This is a genomic window from Halocatena halophila (genome assembly GCA_027563145.1).
Classification (GTDB): domain Archaea; phylum Halobacteriota; class Halobacteria; order Halobacteriales; family Haloarculaceae; genus Halocatena; species Halocatena halophila.
The window spans coordinates 1,587,155-1,606,009 of the sequence record CP071306.1; the positions used below are offsets into that span (position 1 = coordinate 1,587,155).

Sequence of the window (18,855 nt, forward strand, 5' to 3'; positions counted from 1 at the left end):
AAAATAATTAATGGATAGTAAGCCGTTACTGTCACGAATTGGAACCGCGACGATCATCCTACTGATTCTCATTGGAATGGTGATTCCGCTGGGTGCTGGGGCGGGCGAAAAAGAACCCAATGAACCAAATGACGCGCAAGGGGCCGCCACGCAGATTACGGGTGATTCCATCGATGGGGAGATATCCATGACCGGTGGCACTGACTGGTTCTCGAAGGAATACACCAAAGGAGAAACAATCAATATTGTCATTACGAAGAAACTCTGGGAGCAAGGATTGCAAACATTCCTACATGCACCAAATGGAACACAAATAGACAACAGTACAATTCGACGTGGCGTTGATATTGTACAGCTCTCGGCGGACGCACCAGTATCAGGTCGATACGGTGTCCAGATCACTGGTATGCATGATGGAGTGAGAAGTACTGAATACACAATCCATACCGACTACAGTAAAAAAATAGTCAAAACTGATGTAGAACTCGCATCCGGTGTGATGGAAGAATCAGAACCAAATAATAATAACTCAAATGCAACTCAAATTACAAAAAATGAAATCGTCGGAGCGATAGAACACGACAATTCTGCGGATGAAAAGCCTGACTATTATGCCATTCAGGTCGACAAAGGTGAAAGAATATCAGTTTTACTTCGTAAAACGGTAGACAGTAACAGGGAGACCATGTCTCTGTATCAACCGAGAGAAGCCGATAATGACCTTTTGGTACGGGACTCCCAGGTAATACTGCAGGACGACGATTCTCGCGGCCAGAGCGTTATACACGCAAAACAAAATGGCACAGTAGTTATATTAATTACTGGAGACAAATGGTCGGGTCCAGAGCCGTTACCCTACAGACTCGAAGTTTCAAGCTTCGGTCACGAACCGCTTCCTTCAGAACAAGAGCCGACACCCACTCAGGCTACCGCAACCGCCGAACCAACGGAGCAAGCCACTGAAACTCCGTCCAAGCAAGGGGGTATTGATATCCAGTCAGGGGCAGACTCGGAATCCCCAAACAGTGAGTCTGCGACCACAGAGCTATTTGGACCAGGCTTTACGGGATCTGGGGCAATCGTTGCGCTCTTGCTCTCCGGATTGTTCGGCTGGCGTCGATCCTGACGGTTCTCAAACCCGCAGTTGAAGACCCACTCTGAAGTATAGTAATAAATCAGAACCATACAGTTCGTCAGAATTAATTCAGAATCCTCATATAATAGCAGACGGACGCAATACGTAGTAAATGGATAGTAATATATCACAAACACAGGTTGTCGTTATTACAGTAGTGACAATTATTCTAGTCGGCCTCGTTGTTTCACCGGTTGCAGGCGCAAGTGAAGAAGAGAGCGAACCAAATGACGCTCCAGGTGCAACAACCCTTATCTCAGGCAGTTCCATCGACGGAAAAATCAGTACAGAGGGCGATGAGGACTGGGTTGGGAAAAAATATGATTCGGGAGAGAAAGTCACCTTTACCGTAGCAAAGCCGCTCTGGAACCACGGATTGAAGGTGTCACTGCACGGGCCGAATGGATCACAGTTGGACAACACCACTGTCAGAAAGGGCGTCGATATTGCAACTGTCTCAGTGACCGCAAAGAATGCTGGATTCCACGCTGTCAGAATTCAGGGAATCGGACCAGATCGTCAGGGAGCGAACTACACCGTCCACACCGACCCCGATAAGCAACAGGACCCAACCAAAGTATCCCTCCCCTCCGGAATGGTTCGCGACTCCGAGCCAAACAACGGCTCATTCGACGCACAAAAAGTCGATAAAAAATCCGTAAGTGGTGCTATTAATGATAATAAAGATCGGGACGTATATGCCATACAAGTAACTGAAGGTGAAAAGGTATCAATATTGATTGAAAATATAAATAATGAAAATTGGGTCAAATACGAGATGTATTCACCCGCAGATCTAGATGGCCACCGCAGTGAAATCGCAGAAGGTGAATTCGATGATGACCCACGTTCTCAGGTCGTCGTTACCCCTGAAAGGAGTGGTACTATGCTAGTGAAAATGAGAGGAACTATTAATAAAAATTTGGTGAAGTACAAAATCGATGTTTCGTATCCGGGTCGAACATCCACACCGTCTGACGACAAACAGTCAAATGGTCAATCGGATGAATCAGGAGACACCGAGAATTCGTCCACTGATTCGGAGATGACAAAACTGTTCGGACCGGGCTTTACAGGACCTGCTGCGATTCTCGCGCTCCTCCTCACAGGGCTGTTTGGCTGGCGTCGTACCTGAATCCCTTGTCTTTGTATCGCACAAGTGCTGGCATTCGCTGAGATACCGAGGTGGTAAATCGAAATCAAGATTGATGTCGGGCGATTAGCGTCACATATCTGCCGATCGGGGACCGGTCGAAAAAGCCATCCTGTTCAATTGTAATTGAGGCGTAGCACCTGATCAACTACCGATCAGATTGTATCATCTGGCCGGCTGTTGGAATGCAGAATATTCTTCTAATAGAACAGAGTCATAGAAATTAGCTAATGGATAGTAAGAAGTCACTGTCACGTATTGGAACCGCGACGATTGTCCTGCTGGTGCTCGTCGGAATGGCAGTTCCGCTGGGTGCTGGAGCAGGCGACAAAGAGCCAAACGAACCGAATGACGCGCAGGGAGCCGCTACACCGATAACGGGTGATTCCATAGACGGTGAGATTTCAATATCCGGTGGAACCGACTGGTTCGCAAAAGAGTACGCTAAAGGAGAGTCCATCGAAATCGTTATCACCAAACCACTCTGGGACCGGGGACAAAAAATGTCACTCCACAGCCAAAACGGAACACAGTTGGATAACACCACTGCCCTGCAAGGTGTGGATATCGCTGTCCTTTCAGCAAAAGCACCAGAATCAGGTACGTATGGGGTGAAAATCGAGGGTGCTGAAAGCGACGTCAAGAACTCTCATTACACAGTGCATACGAATTATGAAGGTAGTAAAGAAAGGACAGATGTCGAACTACCGGATGAAACGCTGGTGGAAAAAGAGCCGAACGATAACCTCTCAAATGCAATTCCAGTAACGAAAAAGAAGGTCTCGGGGACGTTAACCGATGATAGAGATAGAGACGAATACGTAATCCAGGCCGAGAAGGGGGAAAAGATGTCAATACTTCTTAAATTAAAGAATAATGGCTATAATTTAGATGGAGCTACAATACATTCAGTAAATCACGATGGGGAGACTATCGGTGCCGATCATATATACCTAAGTGAAGAGAATAGGAGAGGCCAATCAGTTGTGCAAGCTAAACGAGATGGAAGATTAGAATTTATAGTGGATGGTGATGTGATTGACCACGATAAAAACCTGAGTTATACGTTTGAAGTGGAAAGCCTCGGCCAAGAACCACTCCCTTCAGAAAAGGATTCGACATCCACCGAAGAGCCTTCCACAACCGAACAAACGGCACAAGGCACTGAAACGGCCACCGAGCAAGCAGATACTGACACCGGTACTGCGACTGCATCCACCGAATCCGACGCCACGCAACTGTTCGGACCGGGCTTTACAGGACCGGCTGCGATTCTCGCCCTTCTCCTCACAGGGCTGTTCGGCTGGCGTCGATCCTAAAAAACCGGTTGCGCCTCAACAGCACGATACGTTTTTCCGGCGGTAGCGACTATCCAGGATAACGATGGGACTGGGCTCAGATATGTATCGCCAGCAGATCCTCGATCACTACAAAAATCCCCGCAACTACGGTGAACTCGAGGACCCAACGTTCTCACACACCGGCGAAAATCCGACGTGTGGCGACACGATCCAGATGGACGTTGTGCTGGCCGACGACGATGAAACGATCGAACGGGTGGCGTTCTCCGGCGATGGCTGTGCAATCAGCCAGGCAAGCGCCTCGTTGCTCACCGAGATGCTCACGGGAATGACGCTCGAGGACCTCGACGAACTCGATCGCGACGACGTGATCGAGATGCTCGGCGTCGACATCAGCCCGATGCGGGTCAAATGCGCGGTCCTCGCGGAGAAAGTCGCACAGGACGGCGCGAAGATCCACACCGGTGAAATTGAAATCGACTCGACGAAAACCGAGTAACGACGCACTTTGCGGTTATTTTTGCCGAAACGAACGAGTGCGACCGTCTCGACTACATACTGACCAGAGAGAGTGTCATGTCCGATCCGAACACGGAACTACTGCAGGTGGAACTCGACGTGTGGCACCCGGACTGCTGGACGACGGAATTGAACGAAGAAACCGGTGCAGGAGTGCTGGGCCACGGAAGCATGGTAACCGGTGAAGAAGCAAGCGAGCGGTGTACGATCTACGGCCAGTCAGCCCAGCAGGTCGAGACAGCGTGGTCGGTCGCAGATCAGTCCGCACGCATCGAACACATTCATCCACTCCACCCACGACCACGCCAGCGCGCGGGGGACACCGCAGGCATCGGTCGATTCGTCCAGGACGTTGTCATCGAATACGACACGACAGAAGGGATCGGACCAGGATTCGCAGCGCGTGGTTTTCTTCTGGATCGTAGTTCCAGAATGACCGACGGACATGAGCGGTGGCCACTGCTCATAGCGACAGATCGGTCAACAATCGATCGCAAACTCGAGTCGTTGCGAACAGAATACGACGCGGCGATCGATCTCCGAAGGCTCGAAGCTGCCGAACGAAACCGGTCCGACACGTGTTCCCCGTCCGTCGATCACCTCACGCCGCGACAGCGCGAAGCGTTCGAACTCGCACGGAGTCGTGGCTACTACGAATGGCCTCGTGGTGTGAGTGCAACGGATCTTGCAGCCGAGCTCTCGGTCTCGAAAAGCACATTCCTTGAGCACCTGCGGGGTGCTGAGCGACAACTGCTCTGTGGCGAGCAGACCGAAAAACGAAAACACCCGACCATGTGAGGCCAATTGTCTTCTGCAGTGGGAGATTCGGTCCACATGCCCCCGTCACTCCCCGAGTCCCTCCACATTCACCTATGTCGGGACCCAGTCGTGCAGAATGGACGGAACTGTACAGTGAAACGCTCGATAGCGACGCCTGTTTGATGCCGACCGACCCCCTCCCGTTCGTTGACGAAATCGAAGCCATCCTTTCCGAAGAATCCTGCGAGCGTGTTTTAGAAGCAGCCGCTGGCGAAGGGAGAAACACACAACGGCTCGCTGAGACAGTGTCGGAATATCACGCCTGTGATATCAGTGCCGACGCACTAAAGACCTGCAAACGGCGGGCGGGCTCACAGGCCACAATTCGAGAGGCCGATATCCGGTCGTTGCCGTATACGTCGCCCTTTGGAGCCACGATACTGCTCGATGCACTCACGCATTTTCGCGACGTTGAACTCGTCCTGCGTGAACTGCAGCGTGTGACCGAGACGGGCGGCTACGTGATTTTTAACATGCCAATCGATGGCGACGACGCAGCAACCAACGGCGAACTGATCGCCGATTACGGTCCGTTATGCGAATACGAATACCGCAACGACAACTATTCGACGACATATATGTTCATCAGCAATTATAGACAATTCTGTGAACTGCTGTCGTCACTCCAACTGCCCATCGACTGTGTGAGCTCCTGGGAGTGGCGAGATCCACCCCATCCAGAATACCGAAACGAAACACACGATCACAAGAACCTCTTATTATATGCTAGAGTGACAGATGCAAGGGGCAACTGAGCAGACCGATAGCAGTCAGTTCACAGCCGATGGGTTCGTTCGTGGCCTCCATGAGAGCGTCCCCATCGCCGTTGCGGTGTTCACCTACGGTGTCGTGTTTGGCGTTCTTGCACGCCAGACTCCGCTGGGAACCATCGAAACACTGCTCATGAGCGTGACCGTTTTCGCAGCTTCCGCGCAGTTTGTCGTGCTCGATCTGTGGCGCACACCGCTGGCTGTTATCCCGATTGTCATCACGACGGTCGCCGTGAATCTTCGCCATCTGTTGCTGTCAGCGGCACTTGAGCCCTGGTTCTCCCGGCTGAAGCGCGGACGAATCTATGGAACGCTGTTTTTTCTGAACGACGAATCGTGGGGCTTGACGATGCGTGCCCATTCGGACGGTGAAACGGATGGTGCCTATCTTCTCGGGAGTGGCTGTCTCGTTTTCGTTGCCTGGGTGAGCGCAACTGGTGTTGGCCTCACTGCTGGTGGGCTCATCAGTGATCCCACCCGGTTCGGCCTCGATATGGCGTTTGCGGCCGTCTACATTGCGTTGCTGGTGGGCGTCTGGGACGGTCGGTCGGACGCCGTTCCCGTTGCCGTTGGGGGTGGCGTTGCACTCGTGGCGTCGATGATTCTTGCGGGGAGCTGGCATATCATCATTGGTGGACTCGCCGGGAGTCTCGCCGGTGTCGTTCGTGACGAACTGGGTGAACACCAATGAACGCTACCGGCGTGCTCGCGATTGCAGGCATGGCCGTTGGAACGTATCTCACACGAATTGGTGGCTACTGGCTCGTCAGTAGGTTCGAGTTGACATCCAGGGCCAGAGCGTGGCTCGAATACGTTCCAGCAGCAGTGCTGGCGTCGCTGGTCGTGCCAGAGCTCACCACTGGCGGGCCAGAAAAGCTCGTGGCTGGGATGGGCGTGTTGTTCGTTGCCTACCGGTGGGGAAATATCCTTTACTCGATGCTTGCCGGCATCGGTCTCGTTCTGGTTTTCAGACAGCTACCGCTCGGGTGAGTGCCTACTCGGGTTTCAGTCCGGCACCTTCGACGCGCATCACAGATTCGCCATCGGGCAGGTTTGGTGCATCCACGAGTTTGACGATCCGCTTGTTCGCTTTCGATTTTCGCAGATACATGCGGAAGGTGGATTTGTGCCCGAGGATGTTGCCACCGATCGGTTTCGTTGGATCGCCGAAGAAGGCGTCCGGATTCGACTGCACCTGGTTGGTGACGAGGACGGCCGCGTTGTAGAGATTGCCCAGTCGATCGAGATCGTGGAGATGTTTGTTGAGCTTTTGCTGGCGGTTGGCGAGCTCACCACGTCCGACGTACTCAGCACGGAAATGTGCCGTCAGCGAGTCGACACAGACCAACCGCACTGGGTATTCGCTGTCTTCGTGTTCGCTGGCGATTTCCTGGGCCTTCTCGGCGAGCAAAATCTGGTGGTTCGAGTTGAACGCTTTGGCCACGTGGATGTAATCCAGGAACGTGTCGATGAGTTCCGCAACTGCGGCCTCGTCGGTTGCGCTGCCTTCGATATCGCGGTCTTCCATTGCGGCCTCAATCAGTGAGTCATCGAGTCCCCGGACCATCTCGTCGATCCGTTCGGGCCGGAAGGTATCCTCCGAATCCACGAAGATCGCGCTTCCGCCGAGTCCGCCAACCGATTTTGGCAGCTGGACGTTCACCGCGAGCTGGTGGGTGATCTGGGATTTGCCCGCACCGAACTCGCCGTACACCTCCGTGATCGACTGGGTCTCGACGCCGCCGCCGAGCATCTCATCGATTTCGTCGATCTGGAACTGGAGTTTGCCGATGCGTTCGCGTCGCTGGAGGACCGACGCACCCGTCTCGAAGCCACCAATATCCGCCTGCTCACGCGCGGCCTGGATGATATCGTGGGCCGTTGACTCACCCACATCTGCGGTGTTCGAAAGCTCGGCGGGGCTCGCGACCGCAATGCCCTGAAACGAATCGTAGCCGTTGTCCGTCAACTTCTCGGCCGTGGCCGGTCCCACGCCCGGGAGGTTCTCGAGATCTGTCGCCATGCACTCGGCTTGTCCCTCACCACTCATAAACGCTCGTTAACAGCGGAGTGAAAGTGAAACAGTGGGAAGGAGGTGGAGCTGTGGTATGCATCCAATGGAAAGCAAGTCTCAGCCACAGAACCATCTCTGTCGTAAATATGGATCAATATTGTTCGAATAGATATTATAATAAAATGAGCTGGGATAAATTATCCACACTCCTGGTAGATGTCGCCACGGAGGTGTTCGAACCGTGCTGTCGTCCACCAGAGGGCTAGATCATACGTTTCGATGTGAACGCCGACCCTCCGTTGGTCCAGTGGATCGTCAAGATCAGCGATGGGGGAGCCAGATTGGTGTTTGTGGCCAGGCCGCGTATCATCCATCACGGTCCACGTGTTGCCATCCGGCCCACGAAATCGATCGCCAACGGACACATCCGCGACTGGGTTGAGTTTCGTCGACGACCAGAGCCGGCGGCCACAGCTCGCACACTCGGCTTCGATCGTCACCGCAGTATCTTCCACGGAGACGATTTCGGGATTTGTCACGGTGTGCTCGTCACAATCCATCAGGGATCGCCTCAATGAGAATGATCCGCCGACAGCCAAGGCATCTGAACACCACGTTCTCGAACGCGTCTGGATCTCCATGGAGTGGATTCGGGTGCGCACAGCGCTCGTGTGGACAAACCGCCGCGCCGAACACGGCGTTGTCCTGGGGGACGAGTCGGTGGTCAGTAGTGAACTCCCGGCAGCGATGGCGTTCGCCAAATCGATCGAAGGCGGCGTTCTCACCCATTATCTTCCCCCGGCGCGATCGCCCTTGAATGGCCACGGCCCAGGTGTTCGAGCCACGTATCGCCTGGGTAGCGGGCCGAATCAGTGTGTGGCTGCGGTTTCGGTAGCCACGTGTGGTGGTTGGTAATCGTCGCTACTCCAGCATCCGTGATCGCGTAGCTGACTCCGTCAGTCGTTTCGTTCGCCACCACCAACTCCGCTTCGAGCAGTCCGTTCAGATGTGAATAGAGCCGTCGGTAGGTGAGCGATGTCGAGAGTCCTACGCTGACCGTTGATTTGAGGTATGACGGCGAGTGCGGACCGGAACCGGCGAGAATGAGCAACAGATCGCGTTCGACTCCGTGGAGATCACCGAACCGTGTCTGCGATGGCACTACTGACCACCTCGCTTTTCGAGTGGCTGTCGGTGGGAAGCTATCTCGTGTAATCGGGGGGTATCACGGCACGGTGCTGGAATATGGGGGGTCTTGGGGATGTTTCCGAACAGGTGTGATGAATCGACAGAGGGTCCGTTTGTCCGTTCATGTGATGGTGCGTCAGTACGATGGTCGTCACAGTCAAGGAACTGTGCGACCGTAGAGTGATTTGCTCGCTGTGACATTGTGATCACGGTTGGTCGTTATCTTTCGCGGTACGACAGGATACGACAATCAGCGAGCGCCGAACGTACCGGGACTAGGGATCCCGAAGCCCAAGGTGGCCTACCACCCTATGGAGGGCGCGTGCGTTCGATTACTGATTGCCCAGGGCCTTCCTATCAGGTTTTCTCTGGGTTATCTTCTTGATCCGACTATCACGCTGAGTTGTGATACTCAACTAAATATGTATTCTATCTATATGCGCATAAATATTGGGGCCAGACCTGATATCGGGGTCGGGTGGGCCAATTTACATATTCGTGCATCGCTAAAAGTGATGTAACGCCTGTCCGCGTAACCCATGTCCATTGAGTATTCCACATCGGATCTCGTCACAGCAGCAAATCTTCTTCAATCCTTAAATCCCTCAAAAGTGGGATTACTCCTAGTTATCTGTGATGATGAAGTGCAGACTCAAGGGGAGCTTTCGGATCTGATAGGACGCAATCAATCAACTATTTCTTCTTATATTCAATCATTGTCGTCACTTTCCCCACCGTTAGTTGCTAAAGGTCGGTATTACATGATTACGGGCACGGGTGGAAAAGTCATTAGCTTGATCAATGATGTGGCCCGCCGATCCGGTGTTGATTTGCGGACTTTGGACTGGTCCAGTCGGTCCTCCCGATCAACAATTGATGATCTCCTAACCCCATTGCATGATTCACAGATCGATCGGCCTATCTTCGTTCTGGAGGCACTTGGCAACAGGAGTGGGATTGACGGTCCTATCGGGTCACCAGAAGCTGTTAGATTCGCCAATATTGTTCGAGATGTGGAGCAGCGACTAGATGACATGGGGAAGAGTGTAACAAAGGAAGAGATCCGTCGTACTGTGAAAAATCGATTTGAGGCCGTTGGAGTGGTGAGGCTGGAGGATGACCTTATCCATTTAACTGATAAGGGGCATCAACTTGCTTGGTTGTTAAGCGAACTAGTTCACCACATTGAGGAAGAAAACTCGTCCGAGAATGAAATGGAGAGGGAAGAAGTCCTTAGCACTGACCCCCCTCGCTCTAATCAGAAGGATGTTATCAAGGATGCCACAGCTGCATCGGATCACGTGATGCCGGTTTATGCCCCTGAGACAGGAGAGGGCCCCATTCTTCCACTTAACGAAAAGACATCAATAAACGAGCTTAGAACGTCTCTTGATCAAGCTGCAAAGAAATATGGAGAAGATGTTGGTCTAGAGTTGGTGTGGATGATTCAAACCGATAGTGGGTTGTATCCGATGTCTCCAGGCCACACAGATTCATTAGGACACCAAAATCGATGAAAAATCGTCAATTATCGGGCTCTGTCGATCTTTTCATACCAGTCGAGGGTACTGTCCCATTCTTTTTTCCTGCGGCGGATGGCTGTGAGACGAGTTTGATTAATGGAGGGCGGGTGAAGTTTGTCGATCAAGCTTTCTCCCTGCTGGTATAGTCTCTCAAGGTTATCGTGTGGATTTGGCTCACAGACAAGTGAAACACCGATCAATCCAGCAACTTGCGAGATGTCTCCTCTGCTGATCAGCGGTCGTATCTCGTTAGACACCCTCGCAAGAGTCGCGGCATGGTTAGTGATTTTCATAATCTCTTGCCTTCGGGCAGGAGTTTTGGCAAATGGCATTATTTCATTTTCAGCGAGGTATTCAGCTGTGTAGGACATGTCTGGATTTCCGCCTCCCAATCGTTCCAGAATGTTTATAACTTCAATTACTTCCCTGGAAACCCTTTCTTTGTTGAGTCCACTTTCAATTTCATTCTGGATTGTATAAATGTCGAATAGATTGTTGTACTGGGGTATGGCTAAGGTTGGCGAGAAATGCACCCAATCATCATGCTGCACCCCAGTTATTTCTGTTACAACCTCTCCTATTGACTCAAAAGCCTCTCGTGTATGTTTGAGATCTCTCGGATTATGGTCCAGAATACGAGATTGATCTGGAAGGTGGATAGCTGATCCTACGATTCCCCCACACCCAGCTATCGCAGATTCCCCTTCCCCAATTACGTACCTTACATTTAGATGCTCAAAAATTTCGTCCGCAGTGCTCCGAACTTCTAGAGCTGCTGCATATTGATTCAGAACTTTCACATTCCACTCAACAGGATCAAGAATTCCTCGCTTAAGCTTTCTTTGCCGTGATTCTTCCGTTTTTCTGCCTCCTATGAAAATGTCTAGATCCTCACCGAGTTTCTCACGAAAGCTCTCTTGATACTCCCCTCGCTGATAGTTTATGCGTCCTTTTGCTGCGTCAATCGCAGCGCGTTGTTGGGTGTCACTCGAAACTGCATCAAGTACATCTCGGTTTTGTTTGACTATTCTCTTCTGAGTGTGTGCCATATAGAAATTTGAATAATCAATCAGTTGGACGACTCCCCTCCGAAAAAGATGTCCATAAGCCATGGCGAGGCTTTGATTCCATGGCGATTGCTTTTCTTTCAAAGCAATAGCCTGCAACCGGTTGTAATCATGGATATCTAAGAGAATCACGGGACTCGATCTACTGGAACCATATTGGAGATACGCCAGATTGGCCAGTAGAGAAGCCATCGATAACCCAGGGAGAGCTACATAAGCTAACCGTTTACCGTCGGTTGTATTTTTTTGACTGTCCATTGATTGTCTCGCGTTATATTGTACCCAATTTATAATTTTATTTTCTTTCATCAATTGTCCTAACGTAGTTAGAGTGAGAAAACCACCGGTCAACTTGATGACCGACCGCCGTGTCGTTTTTAATCCGCTCGGCTGTGTTCTCCACTCACTAGCCATTATATTACATATTCTGTATAGTTCAATATTAGTTGCGGCAGCTATATCATATCCTTTGAGAACAGATAGGGTCGTGCGATGACTGGGTGTGTAGTATGGAAGAAGACTGGCCGATAGTTCTTCCGTATACGCTTGATTCGGAGGAGGCTAGCGTGCTACTCGACGCTCTGCACTCTGAGCTCCCAGAGGTGTCTATCGAATACCACGCGACACCGTCAGCAACAAAGGAAGCTCTCATCGACGCACCGATCGTGGTAGCGTTTGGGTTTCCTGACGAGTTGTTCTCGTACGCTAAATCACTCCGTTGGGTGCAGGCCCTCAGCGCTGGTGTGAACACGTACAACGTCAACGAATTCGAACAGCGGGGCGTCAAACTCACTACGGTGTCGGGTGTCCATGCCCAGCCAGCAGCCGAACAGGCGATCGGATACATGCTCGCATTCGAGCGCGGGTTTCCTGAGGCGTTTCGTCACCAGCATCGCGGCGTCTGGGAACGCTACGATGTAGGTGAGCTCCACAACTCGACTGTCGGGATCGTCGGTCTGGGGTCGATCGGCGAACGGGTAGCCGAGCTCGCCAGTGCGTTCGGTGTTGAGACGATCGGATTGAAACGCGATCTCTCCACTGGTGGTGATGTGGTTGATGAGTTGGTCGGTCCCGACGGATTGGAATCGCTCCTTGTGCGATCAGATCATGTCGTGCTTGCGTGTCCGCTCACCGATAAAACTCGGAATATGATCGACCGAACCGCTCTCAAGACAATGAATGACAATGGAGTGTTACTAAACGTCGCTCGCGGAGGGTTGGTCAAGCACTCAGCACTGGTCCAGGCGCTCCAACGGGATTGGATACGCGGTGCGGCGCTTGATGTCGTAGCAGATGAACCGCTGGACGGTGATTCTCCATTGTGGGACCTCTCGAACGTTATCCTTACTCCCCATATGGCAGGCCTGACGCCACGATATATGGAGCGCTGTGCATCGATTGTCGCAGATAACTACCGAGCGTTCGTTGCGGGGAATCCGCTGCAGAATCGCATCGTATAGTTGAGGCCAATCAGTGATAGTGATGGTGTATCATCAATACCATTAATCGAATATAGAAAATAATTTATTAATATATTATAATTTGAGTGTTATCCCTTTATAATCTGAAGGCATGCAAGTTAGTATGATTTATATAATGAAAAGTGGTATAACCAGATAACAGACCCATATCAATGCCAAGCTTCATACTTGATCTGGATATACTTGTTGAGAATAATTCTCCAAAACTAGAAGAGGTGGCAACTCAAGTTCAAGTTGAACCTGGTTTCATTAGGGAACTCAAGCGAACATTCGGCAACGATCTAGATTCAGTGTCTGAATTGGAAATAGGGATTCAGATTTCAAACATCTGCGAATTGGCATGGGAAGATAATGAAAATTCAGAAAAGATCCAAAAACACACTGTCGCACTAGCAGAGCGTCTCCATGGAGCCCAAAAGGCAAATAAAGGATTGTTGTTCCATAGCACTTCCTCCGAAGTTCTGATCGCACATTACCGGGAAAACGAGGGGTGGGTAAAGGATTCAGATATACTCATCAGTGGTGATCGGGTTGATAAGGATAGTGTTATCAGTATGTTTGCGCTTGAGGCATCGGCCAGCAATCGTGATGTCTCTGTAGTCAATGCAGATTACTATACCGATTCTACAACGATCATGCAGATTTTCAACGTCTTGTCAGATGATATATTACAGGAAATACCTGATCGAGAGGTCTATCTCAATGGGGAGCCAGTATATGACGGACGTTACTCGGTCAGATACTCTTTCGGGCGATGGCAATGTATCGAAATGCTTGATGACGGGTCGCTTCGTCTTGATTCTGATTCAGAGACATTCACAATTGAAAAACAGCATGATGCTAAGCCTCGCCTCTATAACTATACATTCGATGGTGGACGATTTGGTTTGTTGAGATGTGATAAACTTTGGAAATTTGAACGTGAATATTTCAAACACAAACATGGATGGTTGACATCCAAACGTGTTTACCGCCACCTTGTAAACAAGGAGAACACTTACAAGGAGTCCAGAACGGAGATTAAATTCTCAGACTCAACGATACGGAAATGTGAGAAAGCAACTGACCACGGCCATGTCGTCTTCGCCAAACATAACGACGATGGTGTGCTGACTCAAGAGTTTGCAGATAAGATTATCAGGTCTATCACCAGTAATAAGCAATATCGTCTATACTTTGCCTCACATCAAGACGTTCCGGAACATGAAAATCTGCGGTTCGAATCTGGAGATTATACCCTCGTGTTCCCTAATATTGATGCTGGTTCTATCACGAAAAGGAGGGACGAACTCCAGCTATTGTACGACCAAGCGACTAATGATGGACTTCCCCTAGTCCGTCAGTATATGACTGCTGCGGGTCTCTTAATTGGACTCAGCACGGTCTCAAAAACGTCCTCAGCCAATTCACTCAAGGGTGTAATCGCATCAAGCACCTACGGCGCGATTCAGGGATATATCGAACAAAAGCTAGAAACTGCAGAGACACCAGATGCATTTCGGAGTTCACTGAATGCCTACTTCGACACGGTCGGTACGGAAACACAGCCAGCATCTATCGTTGATGGCAGCTTTGGTTACGACGGCTTCAAGAGGTTGGTTCAGATGATCGACAAGGCTGGCCGGTCCCTGAAGCTTTCAGCGGGCGATTTCAAAGGGCTCAATGAAGAGGGATATCGAAGTGTCATCACCTCCACGATTGGTCAGCGAATCGACGGCAACCTGGTCCGTGAACCAGAAACAGGGCGAGGGCCAGCCGATATCCGGCTACAAGATAATAATGGTGATGTCATCTATATCGGTGAGTGTAAATATTGGACAGAAGACAATACTGGTGCTGAATATAACGTTAAGAAACCACTTGAACAGCTCGATACATACTACCAGCATCAATTATTTGATTCAATTATTATATTCTTTAAATCAGAAGACTATAGTCAGCTTGATATCAATGCTGTTTGGAAGGAAATCGACGAGAAGCTCGCATCTCATGACACAACCTTATCTCTTGAGGATAAAATGTCGGAGACTCCTCGGTCTCGAATATATGAGCGTCAATCAGCCAGGAATAATGAATATCGATACTTATCAATTCACGTATTTGATGTTAGCGCAACACAGCACCATGAAATAACCGCATACGCTTGAATGAGAAGAAGACACTCGTCGCTGTATTTAGCCATGAACACGCTTGGCGAAAGCGTCGTTCTTCTCGGCAAGTGATGGTCCTGGTGCGAACCCTTACCCTCCGCCCGGTCTGAGCTCAGTTCTATGACCGATTCCGATCCGCTTCCCACCGCAGAGTTCGTCCATCATACGGCGCTTACCGTCCCCGATCTCGATGAAGCGGTTGCCTTCTTCGTCAAGGTGCTGGGCTGTGAGGAACTGTATCGGAAGGGGCCGTTTGGTGATCCAGATGGTGATTCAATGAAACGGCGTCTCGGTGTGCATCCGGATGCCGTCGCCGAACTCGCAATGGTGCGATGTGGTCCCGCGATGAATCTGGAACTGTTCGAGTGGGACGCTCCAGACCAGGACGAGACCGCTCCCACTCTCGCTGATAACGGCGCAACACACATTGGAATCCAGGTCGGGTCGATCGATCGGGCGCTATCGGTGCTCTCCAATCGTGAGGATGTCGAAGTACTAGATGAACCCCAAACTAATGACGACGGACCCACAGCTGGCCTCACGTACGTATTCTGCCGGACTGACTGGGGGCTGATGCTTGAACTACTCGAAGCGCCGGATTCACTGCCATACGAGCAAACAACTGATGGACGACTGTTCGATCCTGCCACGTCGTTGAGTTAGTCTAAGTAGCATCTCTCCATTGGCTACAGCACCGAATTAGTGAACACCACACCATACTTCTCCCACAAGAGCCCATCCGCAACTATCTATCCAGATGATGGTTTTTGATAGAGTGCCTCAGTCCCAGCGTGCTGATGTGGCTCGCCCCCGGAGTCGTCATCGAAAACTACGTCATCAGCGTAGAGACAATCCCAATCCTCGTAGTAGGTACTGAGCTCGCCTTCATCGTAGAAATATTCATTGTCACCCCAGTCTGGAGCAGGTGGAATTTCGTCTTTGTCAACGAATGCGAAGAGCGCATGAATGCCACCGGGCCGAGTCTGCGATTTGAAGTGGCTGAACTGATCGTGTCGCTCATCGGGTCGGAGATACTGAATCGTTCCGATCGAATAGAAAATATCGATCGGCGTCGTGAGTGTGAGTGTGTTGATGTCGCCTTGCGCGACCTCGATACTAACGGCTTTCTCCTCGGCCAGTTGCTCAGCTTTTTCGAGTCCGTTCGGAGCGATATCGATAGCCGTTACGGTGATCCCCTGCTCTGCGAGATAGACGGAATCACGGCCCTCTCCTGCACCAACATCAACGGCTGTGAGGGTGTTCTGATCGGGTGCGTGTTCAACGGCACGTTTGACGAGTTCGTTTGGTTCCGTTCCCCAGTAGTACTCGTCCTGTGCGTACAGCTGCTGTAGTTCATCGTATTTCATCTGACAATGACCTCACGACAGGCTACTACTCTGGTGAACAGTAGCCACAAAAACTCTGTCTATATCTCTACCTTATCGCCAGAACCACTTAAAGGAAAACGGACAATCAGTTCCAATGGCAGTGTGCAGCAAGAGCCACGAATGAAACGATTCCTGAAATGAGCACAAAAGGCTTCGCTGCGCCGTTATCGTGAAACTCGGTATGTGCTGAGCTACGATGGCGAACGATCCGCAGACCCAGAAGCTGTTTCAGGGAGAAATACCCAGATCAATATTCCAGTGAGGACCATCGCACCGGCTGCTATCAGTGTCGTTCCTGCATAGCCCACGCGCGCGTAGACAGCACCCGCAAGCCCTCCACCGAGTCCAGAACCGATTTGTCCGACCCCAATAGTGAGATTGATGAACGTTCCTCGATTGTCGCTGGGGACGATTTCGGTCAGCAATGTCTGGAACGGCGTCCCCCTGGCTGCGTACAACCCCATCACGCTAAAGAACAGTCCATAGGCGACCCACATACTGACGATAAAATACGTTGTCAGTACCATGAGGCCAGCAAGACCGAATGATCCGAAAATAATGAAGCGTTTTCGGCCGAAGTGATCCGACAGTGTTCCAGCGGAGGGGCCGGCTACTGTCGTTCCAAGCCCACCGAAGAAGAACATCGTCGCGATCGCCCCACCGCCGACCCCGAGTGTCGTCTGAAGCCACGTTGGAAGATACGTCATGTACAGTGAACTGCCGCTAAACATAATCGCAAAGATCACAACTGCCGCAAGCCCTTCGCGTCGCCGCAGTACTGTTGTGTACCCATCAAGAACGCTATGAATTGACAAGTGGTCCGTGCGCTGAACATCGGGCTGTGGGACGTATCGCCAGAGGAAGCCGATAGTTACGGCGAGGAGAATTCCGAACGCGAGGAATGGCCACCGGTATCCGAACTGCTCCGCGACAATCGTGCCGATAGGAATCCCGGCAATTAGACCGGCAGATGTTCCGCTTCCTACCCAACCATTTGCCCATCCACGACGGTCGCGGGGGAAATAATCGCCGATGTATGCAAGCGACGCACCGGTAAGAATTCCACCTGCAACGCCTGCGAGTGCTCGTACCACGATGAGCGATGCGAAATCCCAGGTAAACCAGTGGAGAATAAGCGCAGCAGCCATGATCGCGTTTCCGATGAGTAATATTCGACGTCTGCCGATTCGATCAGAGATGGGTCCAGCAATAAACGCAAAGACGCCGACGAACACCGCATACGCGGTGATGAGTGTCCCCAAAAGAGACTCCGAGACGGCTACCTGTTCGCTGATGTGTGGAAGCAGGGGTGACATAATGAGCACCTGACTCCCAGAAACAAATGCAAGCACCCATAGAATGAGTATAATCCGATACGAGTTCGTTGCTCGCTGGATCATCTCCTCACCGCAATTGTTCCCTGTGCCACTTCATTCGCCAATCCTTTCTCTGGTCCGGCGCCCGTCTTTTGATTCGGTATCCACATGGTCGTCCTAATTAGACCGGTGTCCATTCACCAGATCCCTCTTCCCACCGTCGAACATCCGTGCGGCTATACACCCCAATCGTCTCTCCATGGTGGTCGCTGTCAGTGGCGAGTGCTACTGCGACCGAGCCGAACGCTTCAGCAGGCAGCCACTCTGGATCAGTGTCTGTCTTGGATCGTGTTATGAGGGGCGTTAACGGAACGAGTTCATTGATTCGCACAGACGCTCCGTATTCCGTGGCATCTTTCGCCAGCGCGTGCATGAGCATGTGCTCTCCCGCTGATGCGACAGCCATCAAACTGGCTGCCGGAGCAGCAATGGTTCCTGTCGGACCCGACAATCCGTTAACCAACGTATAGGTGCTATCGACCCGTTCAGCAAGGATTGGAAGGAATGTGCGCGCCGCGACGAACTGCGCTGTCATGAAATTATCAATGACTTGATCCCATATTTCCAGTGGAACATCAATCAATCGATCAATAGGTTGTGGGCCACCGAGGGATGCGACAACAGTATCGACGTAACCGAACTGTTCAAGAATGGTGTCCCGGAGTTGCTTCGCTCCGTCTATCTGACCAATATTTCCAACGAGAGGAGTGAGTTGGTCGGTCGCCACTCCAGACGATTCGAGATGTCCGTGAAGATCATCAAGGTGATCGGAACTCCGTGAAGGAACGATTACGGTCGCGCCTGTTTCAAGAAATGCTCGAGCGATTCCCGCACCAACTTCGCCTGCACCTCCCGCAACAAGTACTATTGAGTCGGTTTGGTCAGTCATCGTCGGGCTCCCAGTCTCTCAGCCACTGTACAGTTGGACCCTGTGTCTCGCACCATATCATTAGCCTAGTAACCATTAGCCG

General features: G+C 51.3%; 20 protein-coding genes. 12 read left to right on the forward strand and 8 right to left on the reverse strand.

Features of this window, described 5'->3' with window-relative positions; translation table 11 throughout:
- The first annotated feature begins 10 nt into the window (after positions 1–10).
- The 8 genes from JXQ78_RS08455 to JXQ78_RS08490 all read left to right on the forward strand — a co-directional run bounded on the left by JXQ78_RS08455 (position 11) and on the right by JXQ78_RS08490 (position 6,687).
- Complete coding sequence (locus JXQ78_RS08455) at positions 11–1,126, forward strand: hypothetical protein (protein WP_330630335.1); 1,116 nt, start codon at positions 11–13, stop codon at positions 1,124–1,126.
- Between the two features lie 121 nt (positions 1,127–1,247).
- Positions 1,248–2,270: a hypothetical protein gene (locus tag JXQ78_RS08460; RefSeq protein ID WP_330630336.1), complete on the forward strand. Its 1,023-nt coding sequence runs from the start codon at positions 1,248–1,250 to the stop codon at positions 2,268–2,270.
- A gap of 248 nt (positions 2,271–2,518) precedes the next feature.
- Positions 2,519–3,607, forward strand: coding sequence for a hypothetical protein (locus JXQ78_RS08465; RefSeq protein ID WP_330630337.1), 1,089 nt, complete (start codon positions 2,519–2,521; stop codon positions 3,605–3,607).
- Positions 3,608–3,671: 64 nt separating this feature from the next.
- Entirely contained in the window at positions 3,672–4,088 is a 417-nt protein-coding gene (locus JXQ78_RS08470; protein WP_330630338.1) for an iron-sulfur cluster assembly scaffold protein, read from the forward strand.
- 77 nt (positions 4,089–4,165) lie between these two features.
- Positions 4,166–4,906 carry a helix-turn-helix domain-containing protein gene (locus JXQ78_RS08475; protein WP_330630339.1) on the forward strand — a complete coding sequence of 247 codons (741 nt, stop codon included), beginning with the start codon at positions 4,166–4,168 and terminating at the stop codon, positions 4,904–4,906.
- Positions 4,907–4,980: 74 nt separating this feature from the next.
- A complete protein-coding gene (locus tag JXQ78_RS08480) occupies positions 4,981–5,682 on the forward strand; it encodes a class I SAM-dependent methyltransferase (RefSeq protein ID WP_330630340.1) in 702 nt (233 codons plus the stop codon).
- Positions 5,666–6,388 (forward strand): AzlC family ABC transporter permease, encoded by a 723-nt coding sequence (locus JXQ78_RS08485; RefSeq protein ID WP_330630341.1) that lies wholly within the window; start codon positions 5,666–5,668, stop codon positions 6,386–6,388. Before JXQ78_RS08480 ends, JXQ78_RS08485 begins: the two co-directional genes overlap by 17 nt.
- Positions 6,385–6,687: an AzlD family protein gene (locus JXQ78_RS08490; RefSeq protein ID WP_330630342.1), complete on the forward strand. Its 303-nt coding sequence runs from the start codon at positions 6,385–6,387 to the stop codon at positions 6,685–6,687. The genes JXQ78_RS08485 and JXQ78_RS08490 overlap by 4 nt, the downstream gene beginning before the upstream one ends.
- 4 nt (positions 6,688–6,691) lie before the next feature.
- Here JXQ78_RS08490 and radA read toward each other — a convergent pair whose 3' ends face one another.
- The 4 genes from radA to JXQ78_RS08510 form a co-directional block, all read right to left on the reverse strand.
- Positions 6,692–7,720, reverse strand: coding sequence for a DNA repair and recombination protein RadA (radA, locus tag JXQ78_RS08495; protein ID WP_330630343.1), 1,029 nt, complete (start codon positions 7,718–7,720; stop codon positions 6,692–6,694).
- Between the two features lie 188 nt (positions 7,721–7,908).
- A complete protein-coding gene (locus tag JXQ78_RS08500; protein ID WP_330630344.1) occupies positions 7,909–8,271 on the reverse strand; it encodes a hypothetical protein in 363 nt (120 codons plus the stop codon).
- On the reverse strand, positions 8,261–8,500 hold the full coding sequence (locus JXQ78_RS08505; protein WP_330630345.1) for a hypothetical protein: 240 nt from the start codon (positions 8,498–8,500) through the stop codon (positions 8,261–8,263). The genes JXQ78_RS08500 and JXQ78_RS08505 overlap by 11 nt, the downstream gene beginning before the upstream one ends.
- Positions 8,493–8,873, reverse strand: coding sequence for a hypothetical protein (locus tag JXQ78_RS08510; RefSeq protein ID WP_330630346.1), 381 nt, complete (start codon positions 8,871–8,873; stop codon positions 8,493–8,495). The genes JXQ78_RS08505 and JXQ78_RS08510 overlap by 8 nt, the downstream gene beginning before the upstream one ends.
- A gap of 565 nt (positions 8,874–9,438) precedes the next feature.
- Between JXQ78_RS08510 and JXQ78_RS08515 the strand changes: the two genes are divergently transcribed.
- Positions 9,439–10,416 (forward strand): hypothetical protein, encoded by a 978-nt coding sequence (locus JXQ78_RS08515; RefSeq protein WP_330630347.1) that lies wholly within the window; start codon positions 9,439–9,441, stop codon positions 10,414–10,416.
- An 11-nt stretch (positions 10,417–10,427) separates the two neighbouring features.
- Here the strand turns inward: JXQ78_RS08515 and JXQ78_RS08520 are convergent, their stop codons facing one another.
- Positions 10,428–11,903, reverse strand: a complete 1,476-nt coding sequence (locus tag JXQ78_RS08520; protein WP_330630348.1) for a hypothetical protein — start codon at positions 11,901–11,903, stop codon at positions 10,428–10,430.
- A gap of 95 nt (positions 11,904–11,998) precedes the next feature.
- Between JXQ78_RS08520 and JXQ78_RS08525 the strand changes: the two genes are divergently transcribed.
- From JXQ78_RS08525 to JXQ78_RS08535, 3 genes are all read left to right on the forward strand, one after another.
- Positions 11,999–12,949 carry a D-2-hydroxyacid dehydrogenase gene (locus JXQ78_RS08525; RefSeq protein WP_330630349.1) on the forward strand — a complete coding sequence of 317 codons (951 nt, stop codon included), beginning with the start codon at positions 11,999–12,001 and terminating at the stop codon, positions 12,947–12,949.
- A 173-nt stretch (positions 12,950–13,122) separates the two neighbouring features.
- On the forward strand, positions 13,123–15,117 hold the full coding sequence (locus JXQ78_RS08530; RefSeq protein ID WP_330630350.1) for a hypothetical protein: 1,995 nt from the start codon (positions 13,123–13,125) through the stop codon (positions 15,115–15,117).
- 123 nt (positions 15,118–15,240) lie between these two features.
- On the forward strand, positions 15,241–15,783 hold the full coding sequence (locus tag JXQ78_RS08535; RefSeq protein ID WP_330630351.1) for a VOC family protein: 543 nt from the start codon (positions 15,241–15,243) through the stop codon (positions 15,781–15,783).
- Between the two features lie 86 nt (positions 15,784–15,869).
- Here JXQ78_RS08535 and JXQ78_RS08540 read toward each other — a convergent pair whose 3' ends face one another.
- From JXQ78_RS08540 to JXQ78_RS08550, 3 genes are all read right to left on the reverse strand, one after another.
- Positions 15,870–16,487: a methyltransferase domain-containing protein gene (locus JXQ78_RS08540; protein WP_330630352.1), complete on the reverse strand. Its 618-nt coding sequence runs from the start codon at positions 16,485–16,487 to the stop codon at positions 15,870–15,872.
- 212 nt (positions 16,488–16,699) lie between these two features.
- Positions 16,700–17,908 carry an MFS transporter gene (locus tag JXQ78_RS08545; RefSeq protein ID WP_330630353.1) on the reverse strand — a complete coding sequence of 403 codons (1,209 nt, stop codon included), beginning with the start codon at positions 17,906–17,908 and terminating at the stop codon, positions 16,700–16,702.
- Positions 17,909–18,005: 97 nt separating this feature from the next.
- Complete coding sequence (locus JXQ78_RS08550) at positions 18,006–18,773, reverse strand: SDR family oxidoreductase (protein WP_330630354.1); 768 nt, start codon at positions 18,771–18,773, stop codon at positions 18,006–18,008.
- Positions 18,774–18,855: the final 82 nt, after the last annotated feature.

Excerpts from the sequence above, each read along its gene's own strand:
- JXQ78_RS08515 (WP_330630347.1), top strand. The coding sequence starts at position 9,439 with ATGTCCATTGAGTATTCCACATCGGATCTCGTCACAGCAGCAAATCTT.
- radA (WP_330630343.1), bottom strand. The coding sequence starts at position 7,720 with ATGGCGACAGATCTCGAGAACCTCCCGGGCGTGGGACCGGCCACGGCC.
- JXQ78_RS08540 (WP_330630352.1), bottom strand. The coding sequence starts at position 16,487 with ATGAAATACGATGAACTACAGCAGCTGTACGCACAGGACGAGTACTAC.
- JXQ78_RS08530 (WP_330630350.1), top strand. The coding sequence starts at position 13,123 with ATGCCAAGCTTCATACTTGATCTGGATATACTTGTTGAGAATAATTCT.
- JXQ78_RS08465 (WP_330630337.1), top strand. The coding sequence starts at position 2,519 with ATGGATAGTAAGAAGTCACTGTCACGTATTGGAACCGCGACGATTGTC.
- JXQ78_RS08485 (WP_330630341.1), top strand. The coding sequence starts at position 5,666 with ATGCAAGGGGCAACTGAGCAGACCGATAGCAGTCAGTTCACAGCCGAT.
- JXQ78_RS08455 (WP_330630335.1), top strand. The coding sequence starts at position 11 with ATGGATAGTAAGCCGTTACTGTCACGAATTGGAACCGCGACGATCATC.
- JXQ78_RS08500 (WP_330630344.1), bottom strand. The coding sequence starts at position 8,271 with ATGGATTGTGACGAGCACACCGTGACAAATCCCGAAATCGTCTCCGTG.
- JXQ78_RS08550 (WP_330630354.1), bottom strand. The coding sequence starts at position 18,773 with ATGACTGACCAAACCGACTCAATAGTACTTGTTGCGGGAGGTGCAGGC.
- JXQ78_RS08475 (WP_330630339.1), top strand. The coding sequence starts at position 4,166 with ATGTCCGATCCGAACACGGAACTACTGCAGGTGGAACTCGACGTGTGG.
- JXQ78_RS08505 (WP_330630345.1), bottom strand. The coding sequence starts at position 8,500 with ATGGGTGAGAACGCCGCCTTCGATCGATTTGGCGAACGCCATCGCTGC.
- JXQ78_RS08525 (WP_330630349.1), top strand. The coding sequence starts at position 11,999 with ATGGAAGAAGACTGGCCGATAGTTCTTCCGTATACGCTTGATTCGGAG.
- JXQ78_RS08460 (WP_330630336.1), top strand. The coding sequence starts at position 1,248 with ATGGATAGTAATATATCACAAACACAGGTTGTCGTTATTACAGTAGTG.
- JXQ78_RS08545 (WP_330630353.1), bottom strand. The coding sequence starts at position 17,908 with ATGATCCAGCGAGCAACGAACTCGTATCGGATTATACTCATTCTATGG.
- JXQ78_RS08480 (WP_330630340.1), top strand. The coding sequence starts at position 4,981 with ATGTCGGGACCCAGTCGTGCAGAATGGACGGAACTGTACAGTGAAACG.
- JXQ78_RS08470 (WP_330630338.1), top strand. The coding sequence starts at position 3,672 with ATGGGACTGGGCTCAGATATGTATCGCCAGCAGATCCTCGATCACTAC.
- JXQ78_RS08535 (WP_330630351.1), top strand. The coding sequence starts at position 15,241 with ATGACCGATTCCGATCCGCTTCCCACCGCAGAGTTCGTCCATCATACG.
- JXQ78_RS08490 (WP_330630342.1), top strand. The coding sequence starts at position 6,385 with ATGAACGCTACCGGCGTGCTCGCGATTGCAGGCATGGCCGTTGGAACG.
- JXQ78_RS08520 (WP_330630348.1), bottom strand. The coding sequence starts at position 11,903 with ATGGCTAGTGAGTGGAGAACACAGCCGAGCGGATTAAAAACGACACGG.